24 protein-coding genes are annotated in these 18166 nt (G+C 48.9%); 13 read left to right on the top strand and 11 right to left on the bottom strand.

The window, feature by feature from the left end:
- Positions 1 to 7: 7 nt before the first annotated feature.
- Complete coding sequence (locus tag D0Y50_RS00300) at positions 8 to 580, bottom strand: hypothetical protein (RefSeq protein WP_108567664.1); 573 nt, start codon at positions 578 to 580, stop codon at positions 8 to 10.
- The gene (locus D0Y50_RS00295; RefSeq protein ID WP_108567663.1) at positions 573 to 1067 is read right to left on the bottom strand and encodes an RNA polymerase sigma factor; all 495 of its coding nucleotides are present in this window, start codon (positions 1065 to 1067) and stop codon (positions 573 to 575) included. Before D0Y50_RS00295 ends, D0Y50_RS00300 begins: the two co-directional genes overlap by 8 nt.
- 142 nt (positions 1068 to 1209) lie before the next feature.
- Here D0Y50_RS00295 and D0Y50_RS00290 point away from each other — a divergent pair, with 142 nt between their 5' ends.
- Positions 1210 to 1491: a hypothetical protein gene (locus tag D0Y50_RS00290; RefSeq protein ID WP_108567662.1), complete on the top strand. Its 282-nt coding sequence runs from the start codon at positions 1210 to 1212 to the stop codon at positions 1489 to 1491.
- 12 nt (positions 1492 to 1503) lie between these two features.
- Here the strand turns inward: D0Y50_RS00290 and D0Y50_RS00285 are convergent, their stop codons facing one another.
- The 4 genes from D0Y50_RS00285 to proB form a co-directional block, all read right to left on the bottom strand.
- Positions 1504 to 2367: a DMT family transporter gene (locus D0Y50_RS00285; protein WP_117314907.1), complete on the bottom strand. Its 864-nt coding sequence runs from the start codon at positions 2365 to 2367 to the stop codon at positions 1504 to 1506.
- A gap of 34 nt (positions 2368 to 2401) precedes the next feature.
- Positions 2402 to 3340, bottom strand: a complete 939-nt coding sequence (locus D0Y50_RS00280; RefSeq protein ID WP_108567660.1) for an NAD(P)-dependent oxidoreductase — start codon at positions 3338 to 3340, stop codon at positions 2402 to 2404.
- Entirely contained in the window at positions 3337 to 3777 is a 441-nt protein-coding gene (locus D0Y50_RS00275) for an acyl-CoA thioesterase (protein ID WP_108567659.1), read from the bottom strand. The genes D0Y50_RS00280 and D0Y50_RS00275 overlap by 4 nt, the downstream gene beginning before the upstream one ends.
- A gap of 61 nt (positions 3778 to 3838) precedes the next feature.
- A complete protein-coding gene (gene proB / locus D0Y50_RS00270; RefSeq protein ID WP_108567658.1) occupies positions 3839 to 4948 on the bottom strand; it encodes a glutamate 5-kinase in 1110 nt (369 codons plus the stop codon).
- A 272-nt stretch (positions 4949 to 5220) separates the two neighbouring features.
- Here proB and D0Y50_RS00265 point away from each other — a divergent pair, with 272 nt between their 5' ends.
- The 3 genes from D0Y50_RS00265 (at position 5221) to D0Y50_RS00255 (ending at position 8526) form a co-directional block, all read left to right on the top strand.
- On the top strand, positions 5221 to 7647 hold the full coding sequence (locus D0Y50_RS00265; RefSeq protein ID WP_408640709.1) for a M1 family metallopeptidase: 2427 nt from the start codon (positions 5221 to 5223) through the stop codon (positions 7645 to 7647).
- Positions 7634 to 8176 carry a DUF6702 family protein gene (locus tag D0Y50_RS00260; protein WP_232366359.1) on the top strand — a complete coding sequence of 181 codons (543 nt, stop codon included), beginning with the start codon at positions 7634 to 7636 and terminating at the stop codon, positions 8174 to 8176. Before D0Y50_RS00265 ends, D0Y50_RS00260 begins: the two co-directional genes overlap by 14 nt.
- Positions 8177 to 8253: 77 nt before the next feature.
- Positions 8254 to 8526: a hypothetical protein gene (locus tag D0Y50_RS00255; protein ID WP_117314905.1), complete on the top strand. Its 273-nt coding sequence runs from the start codon at positions 8254 to 8256 to the stop codon at positions 8524 to 8526.
- Positions 8527 to 8588: 62 nt separating this feature from the next.
- Here D0Y50_RS00255 and D0Y50_RS00250 read toward each other — a convergent pair whose 3' ends face one another.
- Positions 8589 to 8897, bottom strand: a complete 309-nt coding sequence (locus tag D0Y50_RS00250) for a DUF6482 family protein (protein ID WP_108567655.1) — start codon at positions 8895 to 8897, stop codon at positions 8589 to 8591.
- Between the two features lie 306 nt (positions 8898 to 9203).
- Between D0Y50_RS00250 and D0Y50_RS00245 the strand changes: the two genes are divergently transcribed.
- The 7 genes from D0Y50_RS00245 (at position 9204) to D0Y50_RS00220 (ending at position 14230) form a co-directional block, all read left to right on the top strand.
- A complete protein-coding gene (locus D0Y50_RS00245; protein WP_108567654.1) occupies positions 9204 to 10058 on the top strand; it encodes a DUF3014 domain-containing protein in 855 nt (284 codons plus the stop codon).
- A complete protein-coding gene (locus D0Y50_RS00240) occupies positions 10045 to 10617 on the top strand; it encodes a DUF1285 domain-containing protein (protein ID WP_108567653.1) in 573 nt (190 codons plus the stop codon). Before D0Y50_RS00245 ends, D0Y50_RS00240 begins: the two co-directional genes overlap by 14 nt.
- Positions 10618 to 10702: 85 nt before the next feature.
- Positions 10703 to 11989 (top strand): metal-dependent hydrolase family protein, encoded by a 1287-nt coding sequence (locus D0Y50_RS00235; RefSeq protein WP_117314903.1) that lies wholly within the window; start codon positions 10703 to 10705, stop codon positions 11987 to 11989.
- A gap of 10 nt (positions 11990 to 11999) precedes the next feature.
- Positions 12000 to 12587, top strand: coding sequence for a YqaA family protein (locus D0Y50_RS00230; protein WP_108567651.1), 588 nt, complete (start codon positions 12000 to 12002; stop codon positions 12585 to 12587).
- 92 nt (positions 12588 to 12679) lie between these two features.
- A complete protein-coding gene (locus tag D0Y50_RS00225) occupies positions 12680 to 13135 on the top strand; it encodes a PIN domain-containing protein (protein ID WP_117314901.1) in 456 nt (151 codons plus the stop codon).
- A 17-nt stretch (positions 13136 to 13152) separates the two neighbouring features.
- On the top strand, positions 13153 to 13329 hold the full coding sequence (locus tag D0Y50_RS19430; RefSeq protein WP_170145425.1) for a hypothetical protein: 177 nt from the start codon (positions 13153 to 13155) through the stop codon (positions 13327 to 13329).
- Between the two features lie 109 nt (positions 13330 to 13438).
- Positions 13439 to 14230, top strand: a complete 792-nt coding sequence (locus tag D0Y50_RS00220; protein WP_108567649.1) for a DUF1206 domain-containing protein — start codon at positions 13439 to 13441, stop codon at positions 14228 to 14230.
- A gap of 12 nt (positions 14231 to 14242) precedes the next feature.
- Here the strand turns inward: D0Y50_RS00220 and tusA are convergent, their stop codons facing one another.
- The 3 genes from tusA to rph are packed head-to-tail and all read right to left on the bottom strand — an operon-like array spanning position 14243 to position 15864.
- A complete protein-coding gene (tusA, locus tag D0Y50_RS00215; protein WP_232366535.1) occupies positions 14243 to 14449 on the bottom strand; it encodes a sulfurtransferase TusA in 207 nt (68 codons plus the stop codon).
- 50 nt (positions 14450 to 14499) lie between these two features.
- Entirely contained in the window at positions 14500 to 15141 is a 642-nt protein-coding gene (pyrE, locus tag D0Y50_RS00210; protein ID WP_117314897.1) for an orotate phosphoribosyltransferase, read from the bottom strand.
- 9 nt (positions 15142 to 15150) lie between these two features.
- On the bottom strand, positions 15151 to 15864 hold the full coding sequence (gene rph / locus D0Y50_RS00205; RefSeq protein ID WP_108567646.1) for a ribonuclease PH: 714 nt from the start codon (positions 15862 to 15864) through the stop codon (positions 15151 to 15153).
- Positions 15865 to 16050: 186 nt separating this feature from the next.
- On the opposite strand from rph, the gene D0Y50_RS00200 reads away from it, so the two are divergent.
- Both D0Y50_RS00200 and D0Y50_RS19985 read left to right on the top strand, forming a co-directional pair.
- Complete coding sequence (locus tag D0Y50_RS00200; RefSeq protein WP_108567803.1) at positions 16051 to 16914, top strand: YicC/YloC family endoribonuclease; 864 nt, start codon at positions 16051 to 16053, stop codon at positions 16912 to 16914.
- 183 nt (positions 16915 to 17097) lie between these two features.
- On the top strand, positions 17098 to 17289 hold the full coding sequence (locus D0Y50_RS19985) for an Arm DNA-binding domain-containing protein (RefSeq protein WP_117314895.1): 192 nt from the start codon (positions 17098 to 17100) through the stop codon (positions 17287 to 17289).
- A gap of 4 nt (positions 17290 to 17293) precedes the next feature.
- Here D0Y50_RS19985 and D0Y50_RS00190 read toward each other — a convergent pair whose 3' ends face one another.
- On the bottom strand, positions 17294 to 18157 hold the full coding sequence (locus D0Y50_RS00190; protein ID WP_218023549.1) for an IS3 family transposase: 864 nt from the start codon (positions 18155 to 18157) through the stop codon (positions 17294 to 17296).
- Positions 18158 to 18166: the final 9 nt, after the last annotated feature.

Here is an 18166-nt window from a genome sequence, read left to right as displayed (position 1 = left end):
CCCGCCGTTACCGGAGGGTGACCATGCGTTTAAGCTGAAGCAGTTCGCGCTCAAACCGGCGCTGGCGATGCTGCGCCCAGGCGTAAAATCCGGTTAACGCTAACCCCGTGCCGGCCAGGATAAGCGCCAAACGACTACCGCTTACAGTGATGGTTTGCTCGCTTAAGCCGGCGCCAGCAAAAAAGGCACATAATAATAACTGGGTTACCCAAGCAGAATGCTTAGTGGCCCGGGCAATACGCACCGAATTAACCAGTTGGCGCTGCAATAACATCAGATAATCTGTGGTATCACAGGCTTGCCAAAACAATGATACCCGGCGTAACCACGATAGGTATACGGTATAGCTGATTGCCAGCACCCCCAGTACCACCAGCATGCTCCTGACCGTAAACGTAAAGGCCGCGGGCTCCCAAAATAAAAAATAAGCAATGGGAAGCAGGGCGAGGCAGTCAAGCATCACATAGCACCAATGCTTTATTTTTAGCCAGCGCATACGCTGCTTTATTTTGTTTGGGTTCACCGGCACGGTGGCCTGGCTTTGCCACAACTCATCTAGCGAAGCGAATGGATCAGACATGCTCCAGACTCCTTTGAATAGCAGTTTTCGCCCGGTTTAATAACACCCCCACATGGGTGCGGGTCAACCCACAAATTTGTGCAATATCGTCATAGCTGACCCCTTCCAACGATAGCGTGAGTACTTGTCGGCTTTGCAGCGGTAAAGTGCGCACTGCATCTAATAAGTACTGGCGTTTACGATCCTGTTCATATAGGTCTGCCATACAGCCTTCAGCCCGGTGGGGGAAATCATGCTGGTCAATATTTTCAAGCGCGGGGGCTTTAGCATGCTTAGCCACGTGACTTACCGCACGGTTGTGCGCCACTTTTAGAATATAGGTTTTAATACTGCAGCTGCCAGCGAAGCGAGCCAGACTTTGCCATACCGCTAGGGCAATGTCCTGGGTAAGTTCTTCGCGTAATGCCGGATTAGCTTCATAGCTACTGGCCACACGGCTAAGCAGTGGGCCGTATTCGGCCAAAATAGCGTCAAAGTTTGAGCTCAAGCGAATTCCTTTTTATCGCTTCGCGATGGAGGAGTAATTATTGCAGTCTCTTTACCCAGCATTTTATTACACAGTGCGCGTAATAAAATGCTGCTAGCGCCGACTATTGCTATCACATTCACCCGTTTTGGAAAAACTCGCCATGATGAATAGCGCACTTGTTATTACACTTATCGCACTTGTAGTAGGACTGTTAGTTGTGCACTACATAGATGCACGCTATCAATGTCAGTTTATGCATTGGTTAGAAGGTAAGCCGGTAAATCCTTTTGCTGGCGTGATTGCGTCGAGACAGCCCAGTACTACCCCGCCAGGAAATTCACCCGCGACTGTGCAGGAATTAGCCGCGCGTGTGGCGGCACTGGAAACCATCGTTACCGACCAACGCTATGAACTGGATCGTAAAATAGCTAAGCTCAAATAAGCTCTCGACAGGCTAACCGGCGAGCCGGGTAGTGCGCCGGGGAAAGCGAATCCGGCCCATAGCAATCGCATTTCCCAGCAGCACAATGACCACCCCGAAAGCCGCTGATGCTGTCCATTGATAGCCCTCTAAAAAGGTCGAAAACAGCAGTGCAATCAGGGGGTAAACCAGGGTGACATACGATGCTTTGTCGGCGCCTAATTGCTTTACCAGTTTCATATAGGCCCCAAACGCCAGGACAGAGCCAAACAATGCCAGGTATACCAGCGCCACATAAAACGAACCGTCGGCCGGCAGAGTAAATGACTGACCGGTGATCAGCGCTGTTACATACAAGCCGATGACGCCATAGGTCATTGCAAAGAAATTCATTTGTACCACCGGCACATTGTCGGCCATTACCTGCTCGGCCAGCACACTGCCCAATGCCGCACAGATAAACGACGACATGGCCAGCCCCAGGCCATACAGTAGCAACGTATCGATGGCGACATGGGCAAATTCCGGGGCAAATATGCAACCTATTCCCACCAGCCCAAATGTGGCGCCAACCACCACTTCACGGCGTATGGCATAGCCAAACAGGGTTTTTCGCAACACCACACTAAGATAAATAATATACGAACTCAGTACAGCGAGCAGCCCCCTGATAATGTTTTCCTGAGCGGCATATAGCAACGAATAATCCAGCGTATACATTAATATGCCCACTACAGCCATGCGTCGGTGTACAGCCGCTTCAAACCGCATATTAAGCCGGTGTATCCAGCACCATATCCCTAAGCACAGGGCCGCCACCGAAAAACGCCATCCTACCGCCAACAACGGGGAAACCTGGCCTACCTGGTAGGTTATGCCGATCCAGGTTGACCCCATATAAGCGAGCAGGCGATAAACAGAAACTGTGGACTCATAGGGCGGCAGCGCTGTCCAAAAAAGCCTCAATGTGGTCTGTAGCGATATCCAACAGACGCTGGCGCGCTTCTACCGCTAACCAGGCTGCATGGGGGGTAACAATCAGATTGCGTAGCCCGGTGTGCAGTAGCGGATGCGACGGCGGTGGGGGTTCGCTGCTAAGTACGTCCAGCCCCGCTCCGCCTATCCAATTTTGCTGCAACGCCGTTAATAAAGCGGGTTCATCTATCAAAGCGCCGCGAGCGGTATTGATGAGAAAACTGCCCGGCTTCATCATGGCTAAGGTAGAGGCATTAATCAGTCCTTTGGTGGCCGGGGTCAACGGACAGTGCAGGCTTACTACATCAGCATCGGGTAATAGGGTTTCCAGGGTAGGACGGCCATCATCAGTGCGGCCAGGCCGAGCCGCAGCGGTTACCTGCATACCCAATGCCTGGCAAACCTTACCGAACGCCTGTCCCAACTGGCCATTCCCCACAATAACCAGGTTTTTCCCTGCTAGTTCGCTCACCCGATGGTCGGTTAAACAAAAATGCGCCGCCTGTTCCCATTTTCCCGCTTGAACGTCGGCGTCGTATTGCCGAAAGGAGGTCGTTAAGTTTAACAGCAACATCAGGGCATGCTGTACTACCGACCCCACCCCATAGCCTTCTACATTGGCGACCATTATGCCGTTCGCTTTACAGTAGGCGCTATCTATATTATTGGTGCCGGTTGCCAGAACCCCAATATAACGGCACGCACTATGGGCTAAGTTGGTGGCATTAAGCTCCACTTTGTTCGACAACACAATATCCGCCTGTGCTATTCGCTGGGCCACTTGATCAGGCGAGGTAGCAGGATAAAAGGTCCAGGCCACCGGCAATGCCTGTAACTTAGCTAAAGACAACTCTTCGGGTTTCAGGGTATCAAAATCCAGTATCACGCCGTTCATTCAAAACTTTCCATTAATGGTTTCAGTAGGGCTTTGTAGGTATCAGGAATTGTCACGGCTCGTTGGCTTGAGCGCTTTACAAATACTTGTACAAACTGCCCGTGAGCCACCCGGCGGTGTTGTTCGCCAGCATACGCTGATAGCCCGTAAGTTACTGCGCTGCGCCCCATTTTTATGACCCGCATACCAATTACCATGGTTTCGGGGTAAGTGGCACTGCAAATATACTGGCACTGGGTACTGGAAATAAACGGCACTATGATGTCGCTTAACGGGTTCAATTGACATTCTTGCACCATAAATTGCTTTACAGCGGTATCAAAAAACCGATAAAAAACCACGTTATTGAGGTTACCGTGTTCGTCGCAATCCTGGGGTTGGCTAAGTAGCGTAACCTGATAGGGATAATCAGCCAAAGACGGTGAAAAATCTGTCATAACAAACCTTTTGGGTTAGGTAATTACAATCAGCCACTGCCCTTTTAACCAGGCAGGGAAGCTAGCTTGCGGGAGCCAGTATTGCCATGTCATCGCGATGGATAACCATCTCGCCATTACTGTAGCCCAACGTACCGGCAATATCCTTACTTTTAAAGCCCTTTATGGTAAGTAAGTCATTACTACTATAAAGCGAAAGACCTTTGGCGATAAGCTGTTGCTGGCACCGTATTTCGACCGCGTCACCAGCGGCGAAGGTCCCTGTTACGGCCACTACGCCCGAAGGCAGTAACGAGGCCCCCCGCGCCACCAGAGCTTGCGCCGCGCCCTCGTCAATAGCAATGACGCCGCGGGTTTTTAAAGTATGCGTGAGCCAGGCCGTTCGGGCTTTTGCCACATTCTGGCTAGGATTAAACACACTGCCATCTACCCGGCCTTCAGCCAAGGCATCGAATACTTCGCCCCGTCGTCCATTAACAATCAATGTTTGAATACCGCTTCGGGTACATTTTTCGGCCGCTTCTATTTTAGTGCGCATGCCGCCCGTCCCCAGCGCGCTGCCCGCGCCCCCTGCCAGGGCATACACCGACGCATCGACCTGATCAATCTGTTCAATCAATGTGGCGGTTGGGTCTTTGCGGGGATCAGCGGTGTACAAACCGTCTATATCTGAGCAAATAATCAGCGTGTCTGCCTGGGCCACCAGGGCGGTATACGCGGCCAGATTATCGTTGTCACCTACCTTTAACTCGTTAACTGCCACGGTATCATTCTCATTCACGATTGGCAGAGCGCCATGTTTTAACAGCTCTCTTAACGTGTTCTGAATGTTGACGTAACGGGTACGGTCGCGCAGATCTTCTGCAGTAAGTAAAATTTGCGCGCAGGGAAAATCGAAAAAGCGTTGCCAGTTAGCCATCATCTGCATTTGGCCAATCGCCGCCATGGCCTGTTTTTCGGCGATAGAAGCAGTATGGGTTATCGGAACTTTGCTGCGACCCGCCGCTACACTGCCCGACGACACCACAATAACCTGTTTGCCTTGCGCGCGGCTGGTAGTAATAAAGCGCGCAATAGATAAAAGGTAACGGGCACTGCACTGCGCACCATCGGGGGCGATAAGGGCACTACCAATTTTAATTACCGCACGTTGCCAGGATATTGTATTCACGTTGAAAATCTGGATAGACAAGGATTCAGTAGTGTTGAGAATACGCTAATTTATAAAGTATAAAAATGCTTTATCAGAAGAGTTTATAGTAATCAGGATGTTATCTTCTGGTTTAAAATGCGGTGAAATTTTGCATGATTGCGCTAAAAACCTGCAAAAGCGCCTTGAACCCCGCTAGAATAGATGCTTCGACCTTTATTAGGCCAAATAAGCAAGGAAACTGCATGACCAAACGTCAAAACCGCCTGATCTGGCTGGTCTCTGCATTCACTATGTTGATGCATTTACCCGTCGCCGCCAGTTCAGCGATACAACAAACAAAAGGCGATTTTCAGGATAAATTCAGACAGCTGGATGAAACTTTACCTACTCCCAATGTCTACCGCAATGCAGCCGGAGAACCGGGCCACCAGTATTGGCAGCAGCAAGTAGACTACGTTATTAAAGTAAAATTAGACGAAGATAAACGTCGCCTCCAGGCCTCGGAAAGTATTACGTATCACAATAATTCGCCTGATACGCTTAGGTACCTGTGGATTCAGCTTGACCAAAACAAGTACCGGGACGACTCGTTGTCAGCATTGACCACTACCTTCGGCGGTATTGGCAATCGTGGGCCGGCAACCCAGGCAGCCAGCGCAGATGCGCCGGCCAAGCTCAGTTTGGATGCGTTGCGCCGCCAGCAGTTTGTTGATGACACCGAGCTGGGTTATGCCATAAATAACGTGGCAGCAGCTAACGGTAAAAGCCTTAAATACGTGGTTCAGGGTACCCTGATGCGGGTAGATTTAGCCCAGCCACTGAAGCCTGGTACCAGTACTAAACTGGATATTGATTTTGCCTTTAATATCGTTGAAGAAGATGCCATTAGTGCCCGCGCCGGCTACGAACATTTTGCCGATGATGCACGTGAAGGCGGCAACGATATCTTTCTGCTCGCCCAGTGGTTTCCGCGGCTAGCTGCGTATACCGACTATGAAGCCTGGACCAATAAAGAGTTTATTGGCCGTGGTGAGTTCACTCTGGAGTTTGGTAATTATGATGTCAGCATTACTGTGCCAGCCGACCATATCGTGTCTTCCACCGGTACGCTACAAAATCCGTCTAATGTATTAACCTCTACTCAGCGCAAACGCTTGGAAGAAGCTAAAGATGCGGACCGTATCGTGTTTATTGTCACGCCTGAAGAAGCGCTGGAGAACGAAAAACAAGGTACCACTAAAACCAAAACCTGGCGGTTTAAAGCCGATAATGTACGCGACTTCGCCTGGGCCTCATCGCGCAAATTCATGTGGGATGCAAAAGGTATCAAGCAAGACAGCGAACAAACGCCGCATGTGATGGCGATGTCGTTTTATCCAAAGGAAGGTGGCGATCTGTGGAAGAAATATTCTACCGAAAGCATCGTGCATACCCTAGAGGTATACAACCGCTTTACCTTTAACTACCCGTATCCTGTCGCGCAATCGGTGAACGGCCCGGTAGGGGGCATGGAATATCCCATGATTACCTTCAATGGCCCGCGTACGGAACTTCAGGATGACGGTTCGCGTACTTACTCCCTGGCAGAAAAACGCTTTTTGATTGGCGTGGTTATTCATGAAATTGGCCATAATTATTTCCCCATGGTAGTGAACTCCGACGAGCGCCAGTGGACCTGGATGGATGAAGGCCTGAACAGCTTTTTAGATGGTATAGCAGGCCGTGAATGGGATCCAAATATCCCTTGGGGCGTGGAGCCTCGTGATATTACCGGCTATATGAAGTCTTCTTCACAGGTGCCAATTATGACGCAGTCCGATTCTGTGCTGCATTTAGGGCCGAACGCTTATACCAAGCCGGCGGCAGCACTGAATATCCTGCGTGAAACTATTTTAGGCCGCGAACTGTTCGACTTTGCTTTTAAAGAGTATGCCCGCCGTTGGATGTTCAAACGCCCTACCCCAGCTGATTTTTTCCGTACTATGGAAGAAGCTTCAGGGGTAGACCTGGACTGGTTCTGGCGCGGCTGGTTTTACTCTACTGACCATGTTGATATTTCGTTAGACCGGGTTTACAAGCTTCGCCTGGATACCCAGGATCCGGATATCGATTTAACCCGTCAGCGTGAAGCTGAACAGGAAAAACCGTTGTCGCTCACGGTGGAGCGCAATCAACAGGAAGGTCGTAAGCTTTGGATAGAGCGCTTTGACGATATCAAAGATTTTTACGACGACAATGACCAGTACACCCCAACCAATAAAGATCGGAATAAATACCAGAGTTTCCTGAAGAAACTGGAACCCTGGGAGCGCAAAGCGTTTGAGCGCGCCGTTCGTGAAGACAAAAACTATTATGTTATGGACTTTACCAACAAAGGCGGGCTGGTAATGCCGATTATCCTGGAACTGGAATTTGCTGATGGGACCAAGCAGATAACACGGATTCCGGCTGAAATCTGGCGGCGTACCCCTAAGCAGGTATCGAAGCTGATAGTGACTGAGAAAGATCAGGAACTGGTGAGTGTAACCGTTGATCCGCGCTGGGAAACAGCAGATGTAGATGTGGAAAATAATGCCTACCCACGGCGTATTATCCCATCACGTATCGAAGCGTATAAATCGAAGAAAAGCACTAGCCGGGTATCAATGGATTTGATGCAGGACAGCAAAACGACGCTTAAGAGTGCAGAGGATATGGAAGACGATGACAACGAATAAAGTTGCCATTATCTACCGGCAGTGGGGCCTGATAGCCCTGCTGTTCGGGTTATCATTAAGCTTTAGCGCCGTTACCCAGGCGCATCAAATAAAGGCAGCTATCACCACTGTGTTGTTTAACCCCCGTACCGAAAATATAGAGGTTATGCATCGCTTTAATCTGCACGATGCCGAGCATGCGGTAAAAGCACTGTTTGATAAGCAGGCAGATATACTCGACGATAGCGCTACCCAGCAGCAGTTTGCCGACTATGTAACCAAGCGCTTTGCCCTGCTTGACGCAAAACAGCATTCGCTGGCGCTTAAAACGGTGGGTTATGAAACCGAAGGCAAGTTCTTTTGGGTTTACCAGGAAACCCAGCAGCCCCCCGAACTTGCTGGCTTAACGATACGTCATGACGCCTTGCGTGACTTATGGCCGGCTCAGGTGAACACATTGAATGTAGAAGGGATTGGCGATGTGAAGACACTGACCTTTGAAGGTAACGCCAGATTACTTGAAGTCGAGTTTGCAGGGCATCACCACTAAAGTCGTAGAATTATCCTGTTGTGAATTGAGCCAGGATTGCCCATGATGAAAATCTGAACCGGCAACCTGGCTTTTTTATGTCTTCAACTTCCACCGATCCCTCGTTAGCAAACCGCAAAAGTATTGTATGGGTGTATTTATCCGGCGCTATGGCGGTTACCTTCATAGTCATGCTGTTTTTGCCCGATAGCGGCACCGGCTCTACGACTTTGTCATTGTATACCGCCATGTTGTGGTGTGGTTTGTTCGGTACAGCCCTATGGCGTTACTTTAATAAGTCAGGGTGGGTCGGATTTGCTATCGGTAGTGCATTGGGCATGGCGATCCAGATAGTTGCTCAACTGACGTAGCTTTTACGCACGCTATCTACTGCTTCATCCACCCGCTTATATGACTTTTTCGTTGAACCCGGTCAGTACGGCATGGTCATAGAAAAAGGCAACGCCATCGGTGTAGCGGCTTTAGGCGGATTACCAATCATTTCTTCATAAGGGGTGTCATGGGTCATTACCGACTGTTTAACCTCGCACTGAGCAAACGCTTCCCGGATATGGCCTGCATTATGGAACCGCATAGGGCGGTCTTCATCATCAAATACAAAACCGGTGGTACCGCCTATACTGATTTGGATAAGGTATACATTCATTTCAAATGATTGAACTTCCAAATAATCAATAGTCGGTGAGGTTTCGGCTATTTCTTTGTACAAAAACTTATGCATGTTAGCTCTAGCGGTGAGGTGGACTGTATTTGATTATACGCTCAGGGAATGGGCCGGGTTGCGCCGCGTGCATTAAATTCACGCAATATTTGCCCTTGAGGCTCACCCCGGTATAGTAACAACAGTAAGTATTTACGCGTATAACCCGGCGTAAAAGCGATCAAATTCTGCGCTTTTTGTGTAGGAAAAAAGTATCAGTATGAAATTTCTTGTGTGGGCGAAGTAACTACTTTGCTGGTTGGGTCGCACAGGGTATGATTTTCCTGTATAGCTGGATTAAGGATTTAATTACATGGTGGAAAAGTTATGAGTGAAGATTCAGAAAAACGCACAATAGCCCCGCATATGGTGTTAATTGCCATCATTATTATTGTGATTCTGGCGGTAATCTTCTGGCCCTCTGGCGAAGACGAACCGACCCCGGTTGATGAACAACCGGCTCAGGAGCAGCCCATGGCGCCGCCCCTGGAAGATGAAGACACTTTTGAGCCAGAGCCTGCGCCGGCTCCGGTAGAGATAGATCCAGACAAAGAAATCGAGCCGATGGACCCCCAGGTAGAACAGGCTGAGCCAGAACCGCTAGACAGTAGTGATGAAGGTATTCGCCAGTCTCTTAGCTCGCTTTCGCCGCAGGATAATGTAAACACCTTATTGGTTGATGAAGGCCTGTTACAGCGTTTTGTGGTGTCGGTAAGCAATGTGGCTAATGATGAAATGGCCAATGAACAACCGTTAAAAGCACCCGAGCAGACGTTCAGAGTATATAGCCAGGCGGGTAAAGAGTGGATAGATGCGGCCAGTTATAAGCGTTATACGCCGTATGTTCAGATGATGGAGTCGATGGAAAACACGGCTTTATTAGAAATGTATAAGCAGTACAAACCTCAGATTCAGGAAAAGTATGCTGAAATTGGTGATCCGGACCAGCCCTTTGATGAGGTAGTAAGCGATGCCATCGACCAATTGTTGAATACTCCCGAAGTTCCTGTGCCGGTAGAGGTATACAGTGATTCTGTGGCCTATAAATACGCAGATCCCCAGTTAGAGAACCTTAGCGAGCCGCAAAAACAACTATTGCGTACTGGCCCTGACAATATGCGCCGGATTAAAGCTAAACTTCGCGAACTTAAAGCGCTGATGCAAGAAAATGGATCTGAGTAGATTTAGCCAGCAAATTAATGCGGCAGTGGACGAAAAAGAGCAGTCTCTGCCGCCGGTTGATAAATGGGATCCGCCGTTTTGTGGGGAGCTCGACCTGACCATAAAACTTGACGGTAGCTGGCACTATCAGGGGAGCCCCATCGCCCGCCAGCCGCTCATCAGGTTGTTTGCCAGCGTACTGAAAAAACAGGATGAACAATATTTTTTAGTGACGCCGGTTGAAAAGGTCGGTATTCAGGTAGAAGACGTACCATTTATCGTTACGCAATGGGAACAGCAGGAAGATGGGATACGGTTAACCACCAATGTGGACGATAGCTTTATGCTATCGTCTAATCATCCCTTGAGCCTGCGGTTACCTCCCGCCTCGTTATGCACTACTGATGATACCGCGATTCCTTATGTGTGTGTGCGCACTAACCTGTGGGCACGCATGCACCAGAATGTTTATTATCAAATGTTGGAAGCGGCCAGTAGCCGGGTACGCGGTGATATCCGGCAGTGGTATGTTACCAGCGAGTTTGAACCTTTCATTATTGGCGAAATGCCGGCACAGTAAAACCCGCCGGCTTCACATTCCCTTTACATCTGCACTTTGACTGGCCTACAGTAGAGCTCCCATCTGTTTAGCAAAGAGCATGATAATGAAGAAAAAAATTGCCATTTTAGCCGCCAGCCTGTGGACGCTGTCTACCAGCACCCTGGCAGACACGGTTATTCATGCCGGTCAGTTTTTCGCTGGTACGGGCGATACCCTGCAATCTAAAATGACGCTGGTAATAAAAGACAACAAAATTGCCAGTATCAGCAAAGGGTTTAAAGCGGCCTCCGCCCAGGATACGCTGATTGACTTGTCTGATAGCACTGTTATGCCTGGCCTAATGGACATGCACGTACATTTGTCTTCACAGCATGGCGGCCCCCAAACCTACCTTGAACGATACACCCTGAATGAAGCCGACTATGCCCTGCAAGCGGCTAACTATGCGCAAAAAACTCTGCTGGCCGGGTTCACTACAGTACGGAACCTGGGCGATAGTTATAATGAAACAGTTGCGTTACGGAATGCTATCAATAAGGGCGTTGCGGCGGGCCCGCGCATTTATACCGCCGCTAAGTCTATCGCGACTACCGGTGGCCACGCCGATCCGGCCAATGGCATGGCTACGACTATCCAACCCGATGTAGGCCCCCGCCAAGGCGTTATTAATGGCACAGCGCAAGCCAGAGAGGCCGTTCGTCAACGTTATAAAGATGGTGCGGATGTCATTAAAATTACCGCTACCGGCGGCGTATTAAGTGTGGCAAAAAGCGGTCAAAACCCCCAGTTTATGGAAGATGAAGTCAGTGCCATAGTAGCTACCGCGAATGATTATGGTATGACAGTAGCCGTGCATGCTCATGGTGAAGAAGGCATGAAACGCGCCATTCGGGCCGGTGTAATCTCCATTGAGCATGGCACTTATATGGACAAAGAGGCTATCGCCCTGATGAAAGAACACGGCACTTATTATGTACCTACCATTATGGCCGGTAAGTTTGTTGCCGAAAAAGCCAAAATCGAGGGTTACTTTCCAGCGCTGGTACGTCCTAAAGCGGCGGCTATTGGCCCCTTAATTCAAGACACTTTTGGCCGCGCTTATAAAGCGGGCGTTAATATTGCGTTTGGCACCGATAGCGGCGTATCAGCCCATGGCGATAATGCCCGGGAGTTTGGCTATATGGTGGAAGCCGGTATGCCACCAGCCAAAGCATTGCAAAGCGCTATGCTCAATGCAGCTAAAATGCTTAAGATTGACGATCAACTGGGTAGCCTGGAAAGCGGTAAACTGGCCGATATTGTCGCTGTAAAAGGAAACCCGTTAGAGGATATCAGCGTAATGAATCGCATTACCTTCGTAATGAAGGATGGCGCGGTAGTCAAACAATGAGTAGGAATTTATGGGGATCCAAAAGAGACTAAAAACTAGCACCCGTAAGCTGGTTGAGTCAGATAATATGCTTTCTGGCATTACGGTAGCATCGTTGCTTGAATCCACCATTGTGCCAATTCCCCTTGAAGCCGTGCTGGTACCATTGATGCAGGCGCGGCGCGACAAACTATGGCTAATAGCACTTATGGCCACTCTAGGTTGTTTGGTCGGCGCTATTATAGGTTATGGTATTGGCTACTTTCTATTTGATTTAGTGGGCGACTGGGTTATTAATACACTATCCAGCCAGTCACAATTCGACCAGGTTAAACAGCAAATGCAAAACCAGGGGTTTTGGTTTGTAATGACCCTTGGGGTAGCGCCTATTCCCTTTCAAATCGCTATGCTGGCAGCCGGGGCCACTAAATTTTCATTGGTAATGTTTGTCGTTGCCACAGTAATCGCCCGGTCCTTGCGTTATTTTGGTTTGGCGCTGGCGGTCTATGTAGCAGGCAATAAAGCTGAACGGTTAATAAAGCGGTATAAGGGCTGGGCCATAGCCGGAATAACCGCGCTTATTCTATTGATATGGTATTTAACCACCCTGCTGGGTTAGCAGGCAAAGCCCGGTACAGCAAATGTGATTAGCCTGAAACTTTTATTTGATAATAGTTCTCATTTGCATTATTTTATTATCAGGAGGTGCAGATGATGAAATCACCCGCTTTAGATCCAAAACATAAACAATGGTTGCAGGTTAACCCTGAAATTGCCCGTAAGCAACGCGCTGAGCTACATAACCTGGCCCAGCAGTATCAACAGGCGGGCCAGCCTGAAGAGGCGATTATCCAGGCCGAGAAAGCCCTAGACACAGCGCACGCGGTTATTGTGGCATTACGTAACCCGCAGACCAGCGCGCAAACCATTTCCGAAGATTTTATCGCCTATGCTGCGCTGACTATTTATTTGGCGTCACGCTATGCAGAGGCAGACCGCCAACCAGCCGCAGATGCATTGTATGAGCAAAACCAGCAGCAGTTAATGGCATTAACTCCTCTGTATGCCAGCGAGCCAGAGCTGGCTACCCTCATCCATTCCGTGGTGCAGGGATTAGCTAAACAGCCCCCGGCAAATACGGTGCCGGGCGCAGCCGGGCTACATTAAAGTGATGGCGCTCGCTCATGTCCGATAAGCCCGTCACCGGTGAACATTACATTCAGTTGGATGTCAGTGTGGCAGCCCTTCGCAAAATGCTCGAACGTGGTGCTCTGCATATCAGCGATATTCACTGCCCCAGCGCTAAAAGCAAAGCTGAGCTGCAACAATTATTACTTAAAACTCTTATCGCCCACCGTTGACCCTGTCTTAGCGACCACTAATACCTAAGTTTATTACTATATAAAGTAATCATTGCGCGCGTATTTGCGTACATACTCTCACGGTAAATCAAAATAGTAGAGAGAACCTGTGCCTGATCATCTTCGCGCCGCGCTTGCGTTTGGCGGCTATGCCGCAAAAACAGTTGTGTATTGTTTGCTGGGCTTGCTGATTATCGGCACCGCGATTGGTACATTTCAGGCCAAAACCCCCTCGCAAAAATCGGTATTTGTATCGATTGTGCAGCAGCCCTTTGGCCAAATATTGTTAGGCGCGGTAATCATTGGTATGGCCTGCTATGTATTGTGGCGTTTAACCCAGGCTTTTTTTAACGCAGACAATTTAGATAGCCACAGTGCCAAAGATATCGTTATGCGTATTTTTTACTTTGTATCTGCCGTGATTTATGGTTTTGGTACCTATCTGGCTATTAAGGTATTTCAAGGTGTGCGCAGTAGCGGCTCAGGCAGTAATAGCCAGCAAATGTCCTCCAATCTGATGCAGGAAACCTGGGGGGTATGGGTGGTAGGTATTTGCGGAGCCCTGATTATTGCGTTCTCGTTTATCCAATTTAAACATGCCATAAAAGCAGACTTTATGGATAAGTTCGACCGCTACGCCATGTCCTATCGGGTAGACGTTATCGCCAGGCTGGTAGGACGTTGTGGCTTTTTTGCCCGCGGCATAGTGTACGTTTTAGTCGGCAGCTTTTTTACGCATGCCGCGCTAACCATCGATCCACAACAAGCCGGTGGCTTACAAGAAGCATTGCAAACAATTATGCAGCAAACCTACGGACAATACGGCCTGGCTGTTGTCGGCGCTGGGTTCTTTACTTTCGGGCTATTTTGCGCGCTGGAAAGCTGGTATCACAGAACCTGATAAAAAGGCGTGCTATGACACGCCTTTTTTAATCAAATACTGGTATGGCATATGCTCAGTTTGCGCCTGTAGCAGGGTATGCTGCATAAACCGGCAAAAACTGGGAATGTCCCGCGAGGTAGATGGATCATCGGCAGTAATATAGATAGTTTCGCCTTGAGCCATCTTTCTTACTTTTAACCGAATTATCATTACCGGTTCAGGACAACGCAAGCCCATTGCATCAAGCTGATAATCAGCCTGCTCAAAGCTCAGTGTTTCGCTCACAATTAGATTCCATAGGTCGCTCGGTACGCATTGATAGTGTCAATACGGTCTTGTTGATCACCCTGCTGCTGTAAATAGTCTACGACATCAGACAGACTGACAATGGCCACCACCTGCGTAGCAAAGTCGCGCTCTACTTCCTGTATAGCGGATAATTCACCCTGTCCGCGTTCCTGACGGTCCAATGCAATCAATACTCCTGCCAGGCTAGCCTGATTCTGCTCAATTAGCGTCATCGACTCGCGGATAGCTGTACCGGCGGTAATAACATCATCCACCAGCATAACCTTACCGGCAAGCGGGCTCCCTACAAGGTTGCCCCCTTCGCCATGGGTTTTTGCTTCTTTACGATTAAAGCAATAAGGAACATCCATATTGTGATGGTCTGCCAGTGCTACAGCGGTAGTTGTGGCAATGGGGATGCCTTTGTAAGCCGGTCCAAAAAGAGTGTCAAAGCTGATGTTAGCATCGGCTAGCGCAGCAGCATAATAACGCCCTAAACGCGCCAGATCGCCACCACGGTTAAATAAACCCGCATTAAAAAAGTACGGGCTTTTGCGACCCGACTTTAAGGTGAATTCGCCAAACTTAAGCACTCCGCGAGCAATCGCAAACTCAATGAATTCTTGTTGAAAAGGCTTCACAAACGCTCCTTATGCCAATGCGGCTTTTTGAATATCAAACAGCTCCCGCAAACCGTGCTTAGCCAGCTCTAGCATTTCACTCATCTCTTCAAACGAGAATGCTTCGCCCTCAGCGGTGCCCTGCACTTCGATCAGCTTACCGGTTTCGGTCATGACCACGTTCATGTCAGTTTCTGCTTTGGAGTCTTCGATGTACTCTAAATCAGATACCGGCTGGCCATCACAGATTCCTACAGACAATGCTGCGATCATATGTTTAAGCGGGTTGGTTTTAATAATGCCTTTATTGCGCATATACGTTAATGCATCGACCATCGCCACACAGGCACCAGTGATTGAAGCAGTTCGCGTACCGCCGTCAGCCTGTATCACATCGCAATCCAGGGTCAGAGTGTTTTCACCCAGTAGTTTAAGGTCTACCGCAGCACGCAAAGAGCGGGCGATCAAACGTTGTATTTCCAAGGTGCGGCCACCTTGCTTGCCACGCGCCGCTTCGCGTTGGCTACGAGTATGAGTAGAGCGCGGTAACATGCTGTATTCAGCAGTGATCCAGCCTTTACCCTGGCCCTTCATAAAGCGGGGAACGCCTTCTTCCACGGTAGCATTACAAAGCACTTTGGTGTTACCAAACTCAATCAGTACAGACCCCTCTGCATGGCAGGTAAAGTTACGGGTAATAGTGACTGGACGAATTTGACTGGCTGTTCTGCCACTTGGACGCATAGTGTTCTCCTAAAAGGCGGCTTGATGCACGCGCAGGGATAATAGATTTAAGGCGAAAGTATAACGTATTTGTGCGCCGAAAATGAATCAAAGAACGCCGCTTACTATAAGTGCTAGGCACAAAAGCGACTATTGACGTATGATCAGGGTTCAATACAGATGCGGCAACCCGATACGGATTACATTATGATCTATAGCATGACAGCGTTCGCACGCAGTGAAACCAAAAAGGAATGGGGCTCAGCGGTCTGGGAGATTCGTTCCGTCAATCAACGTTTTTTAGAAAACTACTTTCGTCTGCCCGAACAATTTCGCTCACTTGAGCCAGTTCTGCGTGAACGATTTCGTAAGCAGTTACATCGCGGTAAGGTTGAATGTGCTCTGCGCTTTTCAGCCAGCGATGCTGCCAGCGGTAACCTGACACTAAACGAAAGCCTGGCAAAACAAGTGCTGCACGCGGCCGACTGGGTCCAATCGCATGGTCAGTCAACCGGAGTAAACCCGCTGGACGTATTGCGCTGGCCTGGGGTTATCGCCGCCGAAGAAACCGACATGGACGAAATAAACCGCGATGTTATGGCTGCATTTGATGATGCCTTAACACAGTTTATCGATGCCCGGGCAGCCGAAGGCAGTACGCTTAAATCACTTATTGAACAACGTCTGGATGGAATTGCCAACGAAGTCGCTAGCGTAAGCACTAAAATGCCGGAAATTATGCAGTGGCAACGGGATCGGGTGAAAACCCGTTTTGAAGAAGCGCAAGTAGAGTTAGATGCCGGCCGGTTTGAACAGGAAATGATCATGCTGGCGCAAAAAGTTGATGTGGCCGAAGAGCTGGACAGGCTCAACTCCCATGTTAGTGAAACCCGCAACATTCTGAACAAAGGCGGCGCGTGTGGCCGCCGCCTGGATTTTATGATGCAGGAATTTAACCGCGAAGCGAATACCCTGGGATCTAAGTCAATCAGTACTGACATCACCCAGTCCGCAGTTGAGCTCAAAGTACTTATTGAGCAAATGCGCGAGCAGATCCAGAATATTGAATAGAATTTCAAAAAATATCTAAAATTTATAACATGCTGATTTTAAATGAATTTAATGTCAGCATGTTATAACATAACCTTCCATAGCATCTCGTTTAATAACACTCAACTGGTTACATCATTGGTTGCATAGCTGACCTCCATTAGGTAGCCTTACTGCAATCTGTAACCACCTAATTACCCCTCAATGAATGACGCTCAGATTCGCTCGCTAGTATCGAAAGGTACGCCATGTATGGTTGCCGTGGACGGCGGCTTGTATATTCGTATTACCAAAGAGGGAACGCCTTTTTGGGTATTTCGATATTCCTACAACTCGAAGCGCCGGCAGATGATCATGGGGCAGTATGGTCGAGCTGGACTTCCCAGCTTTCACTAGACAGTTATCTGTTTCGTAAACCAAGCATTCTCGAATTGAACAGGTGAGACACCGTCTGTATGAAAATGCCGTTTTTGGAATTGTAAAACATCTCGATAAAATTAAATATCTCTGATCTGGCTTCATCACGGGTGGCATATATCTTTTTCTTTGTAACCCGTTTCTTAATCGTAGCAAAGAAGCTTTCCGCCACCGCATTATCGTGACAGTTACCGCGTCGGCTCATCGAGGGCCCGAGGTTGTTTTCCTTCATAAACGCCAGATAATCTGCACTACCGTACTGAATTCCCTGGTCACTGTGCACCAGAACCTGCTGTTTCGGTCTGCGTTGATAAACCGCCATGAGTAGCGCATTGATAACCAGATGCTTATCAATATTTTTGTCCATTGACCAGCCAACCACGCGGCGCGAATACAGATCGATGAGGGTGGCAAGATACAAAAAACCTTCGTAGGTTCTTACGTACGTAATGTCGCTGACCCAGGCTGTGTTTGGGCTGGCGGGAGCGAAAGCACGTTCCAAAACATTATCGGCAATACGTGAGGGCTTGCCGTTCTTAATGTATCGACGCTGGTAACCAATTTGTGCACGAAGCCCGCTTCTACGCATTATCTTTGCCACGCGATGAACACTACATGATTCTCCGGCTTCCAGTAAGTCACGACGGATCCAGGGACTGCCGTATGTTGCTCCACTGGCGATATAGAATTCACGTATCAGTTTTAACAGGCGTTCATCTTCAATCTCTCGCGCACTTAAGGGCTGCTTCAGCCAGGCATAGAAACCGCTACGGTGGATTTTTAGAACACGAGAAATCGCAGCGACCGAAAATTCTCGCTGATGGTCACGGATAAAGGCGTACTTCACTCTGGCTGG

This window comes from Salinimonas sediminis, from assembly GCF_003429285.1.
Classification (GTDB): Bacteria; Pseudomonadota; Gammaproteobacteria; order Enterobacterales; family Alteromonadaceae; genus Alteromonas; species Alteromonas indica.
This window is presented reverse-complemented; position numbering and strand designations above follow the sequence as displayed.